Source organism: Streptomyces spinoverrucosus (assembly GCF_006539505.1).
Lineage (GTDB): Bacteria > Actinomycetota > Actinomycetes > Streptomycetales > Streptomycetaceae > Streptomyces > Streptomyces spinoverrucosus.
The window spans coordinates 101,128-114,863 of record NZ_BJND01000024.1 but is presented as its reverse complement, the minus strand read 5'-3'; the positions used below and the strand labels follow the sequence as shown (position 1 = coordinate 114,863).

The 13,736-nt window shown below is 69.6% G+C and carries 13 protein-coding genes; 2 read left to right on the top strand and 11 right to left on the bottom strand.

Features of this window, described 5'->3' with window-relative positions; translation table 11 throughout:
- Positions 1-113: 113 nt before the first annotated feature.
- The 11 genes from era to SSP24_RS17965 all read right to left on the bottom strand — a co-directional run bounded on the left by era (position 114) and on the right by SSP24_RS17965 (position 10,746).
- Positions 114-1,067 (bottom strand): GTPase Era, encoded by a 954-nt coding sequence (gene era, locus SSP24_RS18015; RefSeq protein ID WP_141310615.1) that lies wholly within the window; start codon positions 1,065-1,067, stop codon positions 114-116.
- 110 nt (positions 1,068-1,177) lie between these two features.
- Positions 1,178-1,654, bottom strand: coding sequence for a hypothetical protein (locus tag SSP24_RS18010; RefSeq protein WP_141310613.1), 477 nt, complete (start codon positions 1,652-1,654; stop codon positions 1,178-1,180).
- A gap of 254 nt (positions 1,655-1,908) precedes the next feature.
- A complete protein-coding gene (locus SSP24_RS18005) occupies positions 1,909-2,262 on the bottom strand; it encodes a cytidine deaminase-like protein (RefSeq protein WP_141310611.1) in 354 nt (117 codons plus the stop codon).
- Between the two features lie 31 nt (positions 2,263-2,293).
- Positions 2,294-2,653: an MmcQ/YjbR family DNA-binding protein gene (locus tag SSP24_RS18000; RefSeq protein ID WP_141310609.1), complete on the bottom strand. Its 360-nt coding sequence runs from the start codon at positions 2,651-2,653 to the stop codon at positions 2,294-2,296.
- Positions 2,650-3,957: a hemolysin family protein gene (locus SSP24_RS17995; RefSeq protein ID WP_141310608.1), complete on the bottom strand. Its 1,308-nt coding sequence runs from the start codon at positions 3,955-3,957 to the stop codon at positions 2,650-2,652. The genes SSP24_RS18000 and SSP24_RS17995 overlap by 4 nt, the downstream gene beginning before the upstream one ends.
- The gene (gene ybeY, locus SSP24_RS17990) at positions 3,954-4,451 is read right to left on the bottom strand and encodes an rRNA maturation RNase YbeY (protein ID WP_141310606.1); all 498 of its coding nucleotides are present in this window, start codon (positions 4,449-4,451) and stop codon (positions 3,954-3,956) included. The genes SSP24_RS17995 and ybeY overlap by 4 nt, the downstream gene beginning before the upstream one ends.
- 15 nt (positions 4,452-4,466) lie before the next feature.
- Positions 4,467-6,614, bottom strand: a complete 2,148-nt coding sequence (locus SSP24_RS17985; protein WP_141310604.1) for a PhoH family protein — start codon at positions 6,612-6,614, stop codon at positions 4,467-4,469.
- A gap of 10 nt (positions 6,615-6,624) precedes the next feature.
- The gene (locus SSP24_RS17980) at positions 6,625-8,034 is read right to left on the bottom strand and encodes an MFS transporter (protein WP_141310602.1); all 1,410 of its coding nucleotides are present in this window, start codon (positions 8,032-8,034) and stop codon (positions 6,625-6,627) included.
- Entirely contained in the window at positions 8,031-9,338 is a 1,308-nt protein-coding gene (locus SSP24_RS17975) for a GH1 family beta-glucosidase (RefSeq protein ID WP_141310600.1), read from the bottom strand. The genes SSP24_RS17980 and SSP24_RS17975 overlap by 4 nt, the downstream gene beginning before the upstream one ends.
- Positions 9,339-9,395: 57 nt before the next feature.
- Positions 9,396-9,662, bottom strand: coding sequence for a protealysin inhibitor emfourin (locus SSP24_RS17970; RefSeq protein WP_141310598.1), 267 nt, complete (start codon positions 9,660-9,662; stop codon positions 9,396-9,398).
- A gap of 31 nt (positions 9,663-9,693) precedes the next feature.
- The gene (locus SSP24_RS17965) at positions 9,694-10,746 is read right to left on the bottom strand and encodes a M4 family metallopeptidase (RefSeq protein ID WP_141310597.1); all 1,053 of its coding nucleotides are present in this window, start codon (positions 10,744-10,746) and stop codon (positions 9,694-9,696) included.
- 365 nt (positions 10,747-11,111) lie between these two features.
- Here SSP24_RS17965 and leuA point away from each other — a divergent pair, with 365 nt between their 5' ends.
- Both leuA and SSP24_RS17950 read left to right on the top strand, forming a co-directional pair.
- On the top strand, positions 11,112-12,833 hold the full coding sequence (leuA, locus tag SSP24_RS17955) for a 2-isopropylmalate synthase (RefSeq protein WP_141310593.1): 1,722 nt from the start codon (positions 11,112-11,114) through the stop codon (positions 12,831-12,833).
- Positions 12,834-13,005: 172 nt separating this feature from the next.
- Positions 13,006-13,704: a TerB family tellurite resistance protein gene (locus SSP24_RS17950; protein ID WP_141310591.1), complete on the top strand. Its 699-nt coding sequence runs from the start codon at positions 13,006-13,008 to the stop codon at positions 13,702-13,704.
- Positions 13,705-13,736 lie beyond the last annotated feature (32 nt).

Sequence of the window (13,736 nt, the reverse complement as noted above, 5' to 3'; positions counted from 1 at the left end):
CCCCGGCGGCGCCCCTGATAGAGGCCCGGGGCCGCGGGGGCGGCTCCAGTCCTCTCAGAACCCCAGTTTGCGCAGCTGAGAGGCCCGGGGCCGCGGGGGCGGCTCCAGTCCTCTCAGAACCCCAGTTTGCGCAGCTGCTTCGGATCCCGCTGCCAGTCCTTCGCCACCTTCACGTGCAGGTCCAGGAAGACCGGCGTACCCAGCAGTGCCTCGATCTGGCGGCGGGACTTGATGCCGACCTCCTTCAGGCGCTTGCCCTTGGGGCCGATGATGATGCCCTTCTGGCTGGGGCGTTCGATGTAGACGTTGGCGTGGATGTCGAGGAGCGGCTTGTCGGCGGGGCGGTCCTCGCGCGGGAGCATTTCCTCGACGACGACGGCGATGGAGTGCGGCAGCTCGTCGCGTACGCCCTCCAGCGCGGCCTCCCGGATCAGTTCCGCGATCATGACCTGCTCGGGCTCGTCGGTCAGATCACCCTCGGGGTAGAGGGCCGGGCCCTCCGGGAGCAGCGGGACGAGGAGGTCCGCCAGCAGGTTCACCTGCTTGTCCCCCACCGCCGACACCGGCACGATCTCCGCCCACTCGATGCCCAGCTCCTTGCCGAGCCGGTCGATCGCGATCAGCTGCTCCGCGAGCGCCTTGCTGTCGACCAGGTCGGTCTTCGTGACGACCGCGACCTTCGGCGTCTTCCTGATCCCGGCGAGTTCCTTGGCGATGAACCGGTCACCGGGGCCGATCTTCTCGTTCGCGGGAAGGCAGAAGCCGATCACGTCCACCTCGGCCCACGTCGTGCGCACCACGTCGTTCAGCCGCTCACCGAGCAGCGTGCGCGGCTTGTGCAGGCCCGGTGTGTCCACCAGGATCAGCTGGGCGTCGGGCCGGTGCACGATGCCCCGTACCGTGTGCCGGGTGGTCTGCGGCTGGTTCGCGGTGATCGCGACCTTCTGCCCGACCAGCGCGTTCGTAAGGGTGGACTTGCCCGCGTTGGGGCGGCCCACGAAACAGGCGAAGCCGGCCCTGTGGACAGTCTCGGCCGGCTGCTGGGATGACGGGGTACGAACGCTCATGGCGCCCATTGTCCCTGATCGTCGAAGCCCTGCCGTACCGCGACGGCGGGCGGCCGGGCGAGCGCGGCCCCGGCGCCCTGTGAGTCCGGGGCCGCGCCCTCCCGAAGGGCTCAGTCGAACACGAACGGGCCCGGTGACTGCGGCCCCGTCGCCGTGCAGGTGATGGTGATGCCGAAGACGGTCATCCGCAGCGAGCCGCCGAAGGCCTCCAGGCTGTCACCGGAGGCCACGGTGCCGCTCAGCGGGCCCACGGTGACGGGATCGCCGGCGGACATCGCCGGGTTCTCGGTGCCGCTGAAGACGGTGGTGCCGCCGCTTCCCTTGACCATGGTGAGCGTGGACCTGATCGAGTCCGCGCCGAGACCGATGGGGGCGGTGATCTCGGAGGACGTGAGGGTCATGGTGGCCGCCGTGCCGTTCTGGGTGGCCGTGAGGGTGGCCTGGCCGCCGCCGAAGCTGCCGCAGTCGGCGGTGAGGGTCGCCGACGTCGGCGCGACGGCGACGGCTGCGGGCGCGAGGACGACGCCGGTGACCGCGAGGGCCCCGACGGTCAGTGCCGCACCGGTTGCAATGCGCTTGCCTCTCATAGGGGTGGGGTTCCCTTCCCGTGTGGGGAATGCCATGTGGGGATGGACGGGAGACCGAGGGACCGCCCCGTCGGGCAGCGGGGTGCGGACGCGCTGCGCGAGCTCAGGATCTGACGGCCCGTCGGATCTTACGGTCCCATTGATGCGCGTGGGGCAAGCGACGGCAAGGATATTTCCGGCCTTCAACGACCGCCTCGCTTCGGGCGCCGGTCAGCGCATCCCGGGGTCTGGGGGCGGCAGCCCCCAGCACGACCTCAGCCTGCGGAAACAGCCAGCCGTACGACTCCGTCCGGCCCGGCCACCAGTACCGGCGTCTCCGCTCCACCGAGGTCCCGTACGGCCGCCCGGTCCTCCGCGGACGCGGACTCCGCCTCGGTCACCACCGCCGCCGCCTCCAGCGACTTCGCCCCCGACGCCACCGCCATGGCCACCGCCGTCCGCAGGGCGCTGAGCTTCAGCGAGTCCAGGTCGACGGTCCCGGCGACATACGTACGCCCCGTCTCGTCCCGTACGGCAGCCCCCTCGGGCACTCCGTTGCGGGCCCGGGCCGAGCGGGCCAGGGTGACGATCTTGCGGTCCTCGGGATCAAGCGCGTTGGTGTCGGTCATGTCCCGAGCATACGTAGCTGGGCGGCCCGGTTCAGGGGCGGTCCAGGCGGAGTCGCTCGGCGCGGGGCAGGCCGGCCACCACCAGGTCGTAGGAGTCCTCGATCAGCTCCCGGACCAGGCGGTCGGGGAGCGAGCCGTCCACCGTGACGGTGTTCCAGTGCCGCTTGTTCATGTGCCAGCCGGGCGCGATCAGGCCTGAGTGGTCGGCGCGCAGGCGTACCGCGTCCTCCGGGTCGCACTTGAGGTTCACCGTGAGCGGGCGGGCGTCCAGCATGCTCAGGGCGAACATCTTGCCCCGCACCTTGAACACCGACGCCTCCGGCCCGAACGGGAACTCCTCGACGGCCGCGTTGAAGGACAGGCAGAACGCGCGCAGCTCCTGGGGCGTCACTCCGGCTTCGCCTCCTCCTGAGGCGAAGCCACCGGGGCCACCGGCTCCACCAGCACGGTCACGATCTTGTTCCGGCGCCCGGCGGCGGCCTCGGCGGTCAGCCGCAGCTCCCGGCTGTCCGGCAGCTCCACCACGGACGACGCCCCGGCGATGGGCACCCGGCCCAGCGCCTTGGCCAGCAGCCCGCCGACCGTCTCCACGTCCTCGTCGTCGTACGCCTCCAGCCCGTACAGCTCGCCGAGGTCGCCGATGTCGAGACGGGCGGTGACCCGGTACCGGTCCTCGCCGAGCGGCTCCACGGGCGGCAGCTCGCGGTCGTACTCGTCGGTGATCTCGCCGACGATCTCCTCCAGGATGTCCTCGATGGTGACGATCCCGGCCGTGCCGCCGTACTCGTCGATGACGACGGCGACGTGGTTGCGCTGCTTCTGCATCTCGCGCAGCAGGTCACCGGCGTTCTTGGTGTCCGGCACGAAGAACGCGGGCCGCATGGCCGTCGACACCAGCTCGGTCTCGGCGTCCCGGCTGATGTGCGTCTTGCGGACCAGATCCTTCAGATACACGATCCCGACGATGTCGTCCTCGCTCTCACCGGTGACCGGAATCCGCGAGAAACCGGATCTGAGCGCGAGGGTGAGGGCCTGGCGGATGGTCTTGAAGCGCTCGATGACGACGAGGTCGGTGCGCGGGACCATCACCTCCCGTACGAGGGTGTCGCCCAGCTCGAAGACCGAGTGCACCATGCGGCGCTCCTCGTCCTCGATCAGGGACTCCGCCTCGGCGAGGTCGACCAGCGCGCGCAGCTCCGCCTCGGAGGCGAAGGGGCCGCGCCGGAAGCCTTTGCCGGGGGTGAGCGCGTTGCCGATGAGGATCAGCAGGGACGGGATGGGGCCCATGATCCTGGCCAGCGGGACCAGGACGTACGCCGCCGCGGTGGCCGTGTTGAGGGGGTGCTGGCGGCCGATGGTGCGGGGGGAGACGCCCACCGCGACGTACGAGACGAGGACCATGACCGCGATCGCGATCAGCAGTGCCTCGGTGGTGCTGTCGAACTCGATCAGGCAGGCGTATGTGATCAGCGCGGCCGCGGCCATCTCGCAGGCGACGCGGACCAGCAGCGCCACGTTGAGATAGCGGGTGGGGTCGGCGGCGACCTGGGCGAGCTTGGCGCTGCCGCGCCGGCCGGAGCGTACGGCCTCCTCGGCGCGGAAGCTGGAGACGCGGGCGAGGCCCGCCTCCGCGCAGGCGGCGAGCCAGGCGACGACGACCAGGGCGACGGCGCCGGTGACCAGCGGGATGCTCATGACACGGTGGGGGCCGGGGAGGGACCGGTGAGGCCCTTCTCGGCACGCCAGCCGTCCACGATGGCGGCCTGCAGGCCGAACATCTCGGCCTTCTCGTCCGGCTCCTCGTGGTCGTACCCGAGCAGGTGCAGCACTCCGTGGACGGTGAGCAGTTGGAGCTCCTCGTCCATGGAGTGCTGCGTCGGGGCCTCGGCCCCCTGCTTGGCGGCGACCTCCGGGCACAGCACGATGTCGCCGAGCAGGCCGTGCGGCGGCTCGTCGTCGTCCTTCGACGGCGGGCGCAGCTCGTCCATCGGGAACGACATGACGTCCGTCGGACCCGGCAGGTCCATCCACTGGATGTGCAGTTGCTCCATGGCGTCGGCGTCCACGACGATCACCGAGAGCTCGGAGAGCGGGTGGATGCGCATCCGTGCGAGCGCGTAGCGGGCGATGTCGAGGATCGCCTGCTCGTCGACCTCGGTTCCGGACTCGTTGTTGACGTCGATCGACATGTCCTTGCTTGTTCTCTACTTCCCCTTGTGCGCGGCCTTGCCGCCCCGGCCCTTGTGCGTGCCGTTCTGGGTGCCGTGCTTGTTGTCGTACTTCTCGTACGCGTCGACGATACGGCCGACCAGCTTGTGCCGTACGACGTCGTGGGACGACAGCAGGGAGAAGTGGACGTCCTCCACGCCCTCCAGGATCTCCCGTACCTGCCGCAGACCGGACTTGGTGCCGTCCGGGAGGTCGACCTGGGTCACGTCACCGGTGATGACGATCTTCGAGTCGAAGCCGAGGCGGGTGAGGAACATCTTCATCTGCTCGGGGCTCGTGTTCTGGGCCTCGTCCAGGATGATGAAGGCGTCGTTGAGCGTGTTGTGCGTCAGCAGGTAGTCCTGCGTGACGTACAGCGAGTCCTCGGCCGCCACCTGGATGCAGACGGTTTCCTCCCTCCCGGCGGGCTCGATGCTGTCGATGAACCGCATCGGGCGTCCGCCGCCTCCGGCCGCGTGGTACTTGTCGCGCTTGCGGGGGAGGCGGAAGGGTTCGATGCCTTCGGGGAGGCGGATGTCGATGACGTGCGCGTCGTACCGGTACGCAACCTCCCGGCCCTTCGCGATCCCGGGCTTGCGGCCCTTGGCCACGCGACGACGGGAGTACGCGACACCACCCAGTGACTGCACGAGCGAGATCACGTCGTCCCGCAGCACGATCGACGTCGTCGTGTACTGGATCCGGCACGTGCGGTCGGCCTGGGTGACCGGCCCGCCGTCGGAGTCGAGCAGACCTTGAAGTACGGCCAGCCGGACCTCGGCGGAGTTGAAGAGGTAGTCGTCCGGGACGAACTTGGTGTGCGAGCGAGTGCGCAGCAGCTCCAGCTCTCGCAGAACCCGCGTGACGGGGTTCTCCAAGGTGACTACGTCGCCCGGGGACTTGATCCGGTTGAGGGTGTAGTCGGGTCCGCCCTTGTGGCGTACCGCGACACCGGGCAGCGCGGATTCCAGCGCCTCGGCCAGATCCCGATCCTCCGTTGCGAAGGAGGGAGTGGTAGAGCCTGTGAGACAACCATCACCCAGCAGCAACCCCAGCGCGTACGGATCCATCGGGACCTCACGCTCCGGGAAGCACACCGGCGCCGTGAGCAGCGGCAGCTCGTACCGGCGCGCGTGCCCCGCACGCAGGTTGCCGATCATCTCCTGGGTCTCCAGGACCCGCCACGGCTTGTCACGACGCTTGTCGTCACGCGTCCGGACTGTCCACAGGTGCTCGCCGCAGCACAGTGTCCAAGCACCGTCCTGGGCCGTGACACGGTAGACGTCCTTCTCGCCCTGTGGGTAGACGCCCAGTACCGGCGTGGGCTCGCCGTTCGAGCCGATGACCAGGTCACCGACTTGAAGATCGCCGATGGGGCGCCAGCCGTCCGGTGTGAGGACATTTGTGAAGGTCGGGTGCGCACGACCCCGCATATATGCGAGCGGCGCCACCTCAATGGTCCCCGCCGCCATCAACCGCGGAATCGAGTCCGGGTCGATCATGTCGTGCAGCGCGTCGTAGAGCGGGCGCAGGTAGGGGTCGATCTTCTCGTAGAGCGTGCCCGGGAGGAATCCGAGCCGCTCGCCCGCCTCCACCGCCGGCCGGGTCAGGATGATGCGGTTGACCTGCTTGGACTGCAGGGCCTGCACCGCCTTGGCCATGGCCAGGTAGGTCTTGCCGGTGCCGGCGGGGCCGATGCCGAAGACGATCGTGTGCTTGTCGATCGCGTCGACGTACCGCTTCTGGTTGAGGGTCTTGGGGCGGATCGTGCGGCCGCGCGAGGACAGGATGTTCTGGGTGAGCACCTGGGCCGGGGTCTCCTGCGGCCCCTCGCCGGTCTCAGTCGCCCGGAGCATGGCGATCGAGCGTTCCACTGCGTCCTCCGTCATCGGTTGCCCGGTGCGGAGCACCAGCATCATCTCGTCGAACAGGCGCGAGACGAGGGCGACTTCCGTCGAGTCGCCGACCGCGCTGATCTCGTTGCCCCGGACGTGGATGTCGACCCCCGGGAAGGCCTTCTCGATCACGCGCAGGAGAGAGTCGCCGGAGCCCAGCACGGTCACCATGGGGTGGGCCGCCGGAACGGTGAACTGCACTCGTGCCTGCCCCTGCGCGGGGGTGTGAGCTGTGGGTGTCTGAGTCATGGGCCGGCGCTTAAGGCCTGCATGTCCTCCTTGATGCGACTCGCCTGCCACAAGGGCGGCCTGGCGGTTTCCAGGGTACGCCGGGGGGCTGACATCGCCGTAGGCCTTTTCGATGCGCTGTGCCGCACACGGGGTCCGGGGCTTCGCCGACCTGGGGCTCCGCCCCAGCGCTCTGACTCACCCCTCTTATCCGCCCCACCAGCACCGCCCCCGCCAGTCCGATTCCGGCGGCCACCAGATACAGCATCCGGTAGCCGCCCAGGTACGTCACGATCGGTGCCGCCAGTACCGGTGCCGCCACCTGCGGCAACGCGTTCGCGACGTTGATCACGCCGAGGTCCTTGCCCCGGTCCAGGGCCTTCGGGAGCACGTCTGTCATCAGGGCGAAGTCGACGGACGTGAACACCCCGAAGCCCACGCCGAGTAGCGCCGCCGCGACGATCGCGCCCGGCCAGGTATGCCAGCTCGACAGTAGTGCCGTGGCCGCTGCCATCAGTACGCCTGACCAGATCACGAACGGTTTCCGTCGCCCGATCCGGTCCGACCACACCCCGCCGCCGACGACCGTGGCCAGCAGCGTTACGCCGTTCACCGCCGTCAGGATCAGCACCCCGGCCTCCGGGTCCTCGTGGTGCAGGCGGTCGCGTAGGTAGTAGAGGAGGTAGAGGAGCACCAGGGCGTTGCTCAGGTTGATCAGGAAGCGGGTCAGCCAGGCCCAGCCCAGGTCAGGGTAGCGGCGGGGGCTCAGCCAGAAGCCCGTCAAGAAGTCCCGCCACGACCACTGCGGACGGTCCCCGACCGTCAGCCGCAGGTCCGGGAAGGTCAGGACATACGGCAGCACCCCCGCCACCACGAACACCGCGCACGCCACATACCCGGCCCCGACCCCGCCCGCCACCGTCGCCAGCCCCGTCCCGCCGACCACGCCCAGGATCTGCGCCGCCCCCAGCCAGCCGCCCACCGCACCGCGTTGCAGCCGCGGCACCCGGTCCGGCACCGCCGCCGTCACCGCCGCGAACCCCGCGTTCAGCGTCAGCTGCACCAGGCACCAGCCCACCACCATCGCCCACAGCCCACCCGCCCCCGCGAGCAGCAGCAACGACAGCGCGCCGCCCACCACTCCCGCCACGATCCACGGCGTACGGCGACCCAGCCGGGACGTCGTCCGGTCGGACAGCGCACCCCACACCGGGTTCGCCACCAGCGACACCGCCGCGCCCACGCCCGTCACCCACGCCAGCAGCGTCTCCTTCGACATCCCGGTACCGGGCGCGAAGTCCTCCGCCTGCATCGCGAGCAGGATCTGCAACGGGCCGTACCAGCCCACCCAGATCGCCCCGTTGGCCAGCGCGAGCGAAGCCGTCCAGCCACGGCCGACCCGTTCGACGGGCTCGGCGAGAGCAGCCGACGCCACCTTCATCTCTGTGCCCGCAGCACGTCCCGGTACCAGGCGTACGAGGCCTTCGGGGTGCGCTCAAGGGTCTCGTAGTCCACGTGCACCAGTCCGAACCGCCGCGCGTACCCCTCCGCCCACTCGAAGTTGTCCAGCAACGACCACACGAAGTACCCGCGCACATCCACCCCCGCCGTCAACGCGGCGTGCAGCGCCCGCACATGGCCGTCCAGGTAGGCGATCCGCTCCTGGTCGTCGAGCCCCTCGTACGAACACCCGTTCTCGGTGATCACCACCGGCGGCAGCCGTTCGCCGTACCGGTCCCGGAAGCCGGTGAGCAGGTCCGTCAGCCCCTCCGGCACCACCGGCCAGCCGAAGTCCGTCACCGGCACGCCCTCGATCTCCCGCACCGAGAAGGGCAGTTCGGCAGGCATCCGGATCCCGCCGAAGTCGATCTCCGTGCCCTCCGGGGCGCCCACCCGCGTCGGCGCGTAGTAGTTGATCCCGTACCAGTCGACCGGCTCGGCGATCACCTTCAGGTCGGACGCCACATCCCCCGGCATCAAGTCGCCCAACCCCGAGGGGTACTCACCCAGCAGCAGCGGGTCCGCGAACAGCCGGTTCAGCAGGACGTCGTAGAAGTCCGCCGCCTCCACGTCCGCGCTCTGCTCCGACGCCGGCCACGTCGGGCCGTGCGAGTTGGCGATCCCGATGTCCGTCGCGCCGGCCGCGCGCAGCGCCCGTACCGCCAGTCCGTGCGCCAGGAGCTGGTGGTGGGCGACCGGCAGCGCGTCGAACAGCAGCTGTTTGCCGGGTGCGTGCACGCCGAGCGCATGGCCGAGGAGGGTGTGTTCGGCGGGCTCGTTGAGGGTGATCCACTTGCCGACACGGTCGCCGAGCTTCTCCGCGACCTCCGCCACGTACTCCGCGAACCGCGCCGCGGTGTCCCGCTCCAGCCAGTCCAGGCCCACCGGCAGGTCCCAGTGGAAGAGCGTCGGGACCGGCCGCACGCCCGCCGCGCACAGCTCGTCCACCAGACGGTCGTAGAAGTCGAGTCCCTTGGGCGAGCGCACGCGTGGCCAGGAGATCGAGAAGCGGTACGCGTCCACGCCCAGGTCGGCCAGGAGCGCCACGTCCTCGCGGTAGCGGTGGTAGTGGTCGCAGGCCACCGCCGCGGTGGAGCCGTCCTTCACCCGTCCCGGCTCGGCCGTGAAGGCGTCCCACACGGACGGTTCGCGCATCTCCGCCGCGCCCTCGATCTGGTGCGCGGACGTCGAGACGCCCCACAGGAAGCCGGCCGGGAACTGGGGTATGGGATTCGTCGTCGCCATGGGCGGATCATCGGTACCGCCGGTAACAGAAGTCAACGCCCCGGCGTGAACCGGGAGTTAAGCCCCTTCCTTCAGCACCCTGGAGATCAGCCTGCGCTGTTCCTCGGTCAGCCGGGGGTCCGCGCAGTAGACCGTTCGGTCGTCCACGGTGATCCGGTAGCTGAAGCCGTCCGGAACCCCGACGGGTGGCGTGCCCCGGCCCGCCGTGAGCGCCCGCTCGGCCAGGGCATGCCACTCGTGCGCGTCGGGCCGCCCCGAGGTGTCCACCTCGGCGTGCCGCTCGATGCCCGCGAATCCGCCCGTGCGCCGCACCTGAATACGCATGGGTTCCTGTCTAGTACGAATCGGTACGGAACTACAGCGTCCGCACCCCGACCTGTTCCCAGGCCTTCGCCACCGCCCGGAGCTCGTCGCTGCCGTCTCCGAACCGTGCCTTCGCGGCGGAGACGGTCAGCGCGGCGAACTCGGCGAACATGGCGTCCTCCTTCAGCTCGCCGCCGGTCAGCACGTCGTACCAGATCTGCCCGGCCCGCTCCCAGGCGTGTCCGCCGAGGGCGGTGGCGGCGAGATGGAAGGCGTGGTTGGGGATGCCTGAGTTGATGTGGACACCGCCGTTGTCGCGGCCGGTGCGCACGTAGTCCTCCATCGTCGCGGGCTGCGGGTCCTTGCCGAGCACATCGTCGTCGTACGCCGTCCCCGGGGCCTTCATCGAGCGCAGCGCCACTCCGCTCACGCGCGGGGCGAGCAGGCCGGCGCCGATCAGCCAGTCGGCCTCGGCGGCGGTCTGGCCGAGCGTGTACTGCTTGATCAGCGAGCCGAAGACATCGGAGACGTGCTCGTTGAGCGCGCCGGGCTGGCCGAAGTAGGTGAGGTTGGCCGTGTACTGGGTGACGCCGTGGGCGAGTTCGTGGCCGATGACGTCGATGGGGATGGTGAAGTCCAGGAAGATCTCGCCGTCCCCGTCGCCGAAGACCATCTGCTCGCCGTTCCAGAAGGCGTTGTTGTACTGCTCGTCGTAGTGCACGGTCGCGTCGAGCGGGAGGCCGCTGCCGTCGATCGAGTCGCGGCCGTAGGCCTTGAGGAACAGGTCGAAGGTGGCGCCGAGGCCCGCGTAGGCGCGGTTGACCGTGGCGTCTTTGCCGGGCTCGTCGCCCTCGCCGCGGACCTTCTTGCCGGGCAGGGTCGTCTTGTGCTGGGCGTCGTAGATCGTTCGGTGCGGGGTGCCTGCGGCGGCTGGGGGAGGTGGGGTGGCTGGGGCACCGAGGACTGTGGTGAGGCGGCGGTGGGTGCGTTCGTAGGCGTCGCGCTGGAGGGTTTGGCGGGCGGGGCGGGAGAGGGCGGGGTCCTCGGACTGGGCGAGCTTGTCGAGGACGTGTGGGGGGACGATGGTGCAGAAGACGGGAGTCATGCTCCGCACGATGGCACCGGGTTAGCGGCGTGTCACTATCTGCAACCTTGATTGGTGAAATGTGGGGTTGTGAGCGCCGTTGAGGGTTGCTCTGTGTTATTCGCTGCGGGTTGTGGGGGGTTGCTCGCGCAGTTCCCCGCGCCCCTTGGGTACCTCGAATCCCGCATACTGATACGGAACCGCGCGTTGAGGAGTAGCTCGGCTAGCATGCTCTGCATCATGCGTTTTGGGCTGCTTCTTCTTAGCTGCCGCGGCGAGGGCCTGTAGTCGAGGCCGACTCCCTCCCCGCGGAGCTTGGCGTTGCGTCGTCGGCCGTCCTTCCGGACACCGGATCCAACCGGATTTTTCGAGGAGCCCACGCCACCATGGCACATCGCCAGCAGCCCAGTTCCATGCCGATCCACAAGTACGGCCGCTACGAGCAGGTCGACATCCCCGACCGCACCTGGCCGGACAAGCGCGTCACCGTCGCCCCCCGCTGGCTCTCCACCGACCTGCGCGACGGCAACCAGGCCCTGATCGACCCCATGTCACCGGTACGCAAGCGGGCGATGTTCGACCTGCTGGTGAAGATGGGCTACAAGGAGATCGAGGTCGGCTTCCCGGCCTCCGGTCAGACCGACTTCGACTTCGTGCGGTCGATCATCGAGGAAGAGGGCGCGATCCCCGAGGACGTGACGATCTCCGTTCTCACCCAGGCCCGCGAGGACCTGATCGAGCGGACCGTCGAGTCGCTGAAGGGCGCACGCCGCGCCACCGTCCACCTGTACAACGCCACCGCGCCGGTCTTCCGCCGGGTCGTCTTCCGTGGCTCCAAGGACGACATCAAGCAGATCGCGGTCGACGGGACGCGGCTGGTGATGGAGTACGCCGAGAAGCTGCTGGGGCCGGAGACCGAGTTCGGCTACCAGTACTCGCCGGAGATCTTCACCGACACCGAGCTGGACTTCGCGCTGGAGGTCTGTGAGGCGGTCATGGATGTGTGGCAGCCCGGTCCGGGCCGCGAGATCATCCTGAACCTGCCCGCGACCGTGGAGCGCTCCACGCCCTCCACGCACGCGGACCGGTTCGAGTGGATGGGCCGCAACCTCTCCCGCCGCGAGTACGTCTGCCTGTCGGTCCACCCGCACAACGACCGGGGTACGGCCGTCGCGGCGGCCGAGCTGGCGCTGATGGCCGGTGCCGACCGGATCGAGGGGTGTCTGTTCGGGCAGGGCGAGCGCACCGGCAACGTCGACCTGGTCACCCTGGGCATGAACCTGTTCTCGCAGGGCGTCGACCCGCAGATCGACTTCTCCGACATCGACGAGATCCGTCGTACGTGGGAGTACTGCAACCAGATGGAGGTCCACCCGCGCCACCCGTACGTGGGCGACCTGGTCTACACGTCCTTCTCCGGCTCCCACCAGGACGCCATCAAGAAGGGCTTCGACGCCATGGAGGCCGAGGCCGAGGCCAAGGGCGTCACCGTCGACGACATCGAGTGGGCGGTGCCGTACCTGCCGATCGACCCGAAGGACGTCGGCCGGTCCTACGAGGCGGTCATCCGCGTGAACTCGCAGTCCGGCAAGGGCGGCGTGGCGTATGTGCTGAAGAACGAGCACAAGCTGGACCTGCCGCGCCGGATGCAGATCGAGTTCTCCAAGCTCATCCAGGCCAAGACGGACGCCGAGGGCGGCGAGGTCACGCCGAAGGACATCTGGGCGATCTTCGAGGACGAGTACCTGCCGAACCCGGACAACCCCTGGGGCCGGATCCAGCTGAAGAACGGCCAGTCCACCACCGACAAGGACGGCGTGGACACGCTGACCGCCGAGGCCGAGGTGGACGGCGAAGAGGTGACCCTGGTCGGTACCGGAAACGGTCCGATCTCCGCGTTCTTCCACGCGCTGCAGGGCATCGGGATCGACATCCGGCTGCTGGACTACCAGGAGCACACGATGAGCGAGGGCGCCTCCGCGCAGGCCGCCTCGTACATCGAATGCGCGATCGACGACAAGGTCCTGTGGGGGATCGGTATCGATGCGAACACGACACGTGCTTCGCTGAAGGCGGTCGTCTCGGCCGTCAACCGGGCGGCCCGCTGACCCCTCTGACCGGGAGTTTCGGGTCCCGTCCGCCGAATTCCGGCGGGCGGGACCCCGTCGTTTACCAGCCAGGTCACGGAGAGGTCTCGTCCGGGGTACTGACTCCACCTCGCGGATGTGGCTAACATCACGCCAGCGCGGCGATGTTGCCGTGGGGTTACGGAGGTGCGACGTGCTGCCAGTCCCGGGACGAAACGGCCGTGCCAGCAGGCGTTCGCGCGTTCTGGGCACTCGTACCGCGTGGACGGCCGTCGGCGACGGCGAGTTCTTCTGCCCGGGCTGCGGGGGCGACCGCAACTACCAGCGGCTCACCGGGCGCCGCCGCTTCACCCTGCTCGGCCTGCCCGTGCTGCCACGCGGCGGCACCGGCCCGGTCGTGGAGTGCGCGGCCTGTCGCCGGCACTTCGGCACCGACGTCCTGGACCACCCCACCACCACCCGTTTCTCCGCGATGCTCCGCGACGCCGTGCACACCGTCGCCCTCGCGGTGCTGGCGGCGGGCGGCACCCGGACCCGCCCGTCGCTCACCGCGGCCGCCGGCGCGGTCCGCGCGGCCGGCTTCGAGGACTGCACGGAGGAACAGCTCAACGCCCTCGTCGAGGCGCTGGCCGCGGACACCGGCCGGGTCCTCGGCGCACCCTGCGGTCCGGGTCTGGCCATAGAGCTGCACGAGGCCCTCGACCCGCTCGCCCCGCACCTCGCCCCGGCCGGCCGTGAGTCGATCCTCCTCCAGGGCGCCCGTATCGCCCTCGCCGACGGCCCCTACACCGCCGCCGAACGCGAGGTCCTCGCCACCGTCGGCGCCGCCCTCACCATCACCTCGGACGAGGTGACCCGCCTGCTGACGGCCGCCGCACGGACGCCGTCCTGATACTCCCCGGGGAGTAATACGGCCGTAAGGTC

Bases quoted from the DNA above. Each gene is read 5' to 3' on its own strand.
- SSP24_RS17980 (WP_141310602.1), bottom strand. From the start codon at position 8,034: ATGAAGGTGGCGTCGGCTGCTCTCGCCGAGCCCGTCGAACGGGTCGGC.
- SSP24_RS17985 (WP_141310604.1), bottom strand. From the start codon at position 6,614: ATGACTCAGACACCCACAGCTCACACCCCCGCGCAGGGGCAGGCACGA.
- SSP24_RS18005 (WP_141310611.1), bottom strand. From the start codon at position 2,262: ATGACCGACACCAACGCGCTTGATCCCGAGGACCGCAAGATCGTCACC.
- SSP24_RS17965 (WP_141310597.1), bottom strand. From the start codon at position 10,746: ATGACTCCCGTCTTCTGCACCATCGTCCCCCCACACGTCCTCGACAAG.
- ybeY (WP_141310606.1), bottom strand. From the start codon at position 4,451: ATGTCGATCGACGTCAACAACGAGTCCGGAACCGAGGTCGACGAGCAG.
- SSP24_RS17975 (WP_141310600.1), bottom strand. From the start codon at position 9,338: ATGGCGACGACGAATCCCATACCCCAGTTCCCGGCCGGCTTCCTGTGG.
- SSP24_RS17970 (WP_141310598.1), bottom strand. From the start codon at position 9,662: ATGCGTATTCAGGTGCGGCGCACGGGCGGATTCGCGGGCATCGAGCGG.
- SSP24_RS18010 (WP_141310613.1), bottom strand. From the start codon at position 1,654: ATGAGAGGCAAGCGCATTGCAACCGGTGCGGCACTGACCGTCGGGGCC.
- era (WP_141310615.1), bottom strand. From the start codon at position 1,067: ATGAGCGTTCGTACCCCGTCATCCCAGCAGCCGGCCGAGACTGTCCAC.
- leuA (WP_141310593.1), top strand. From the start codon at position 11,112: ATGGCACATCGCCAGCAGCCCAGTTCCATGCCGATCCACAAGTACGGC.
- SSP24_RS17995 (WP_141310608.1), bottom strand. From the start codon at position 3,957: ATGAGCATCCCGCTGGTCACCGGCGCCGTCGCCCTGGTCGTCGTCGCC.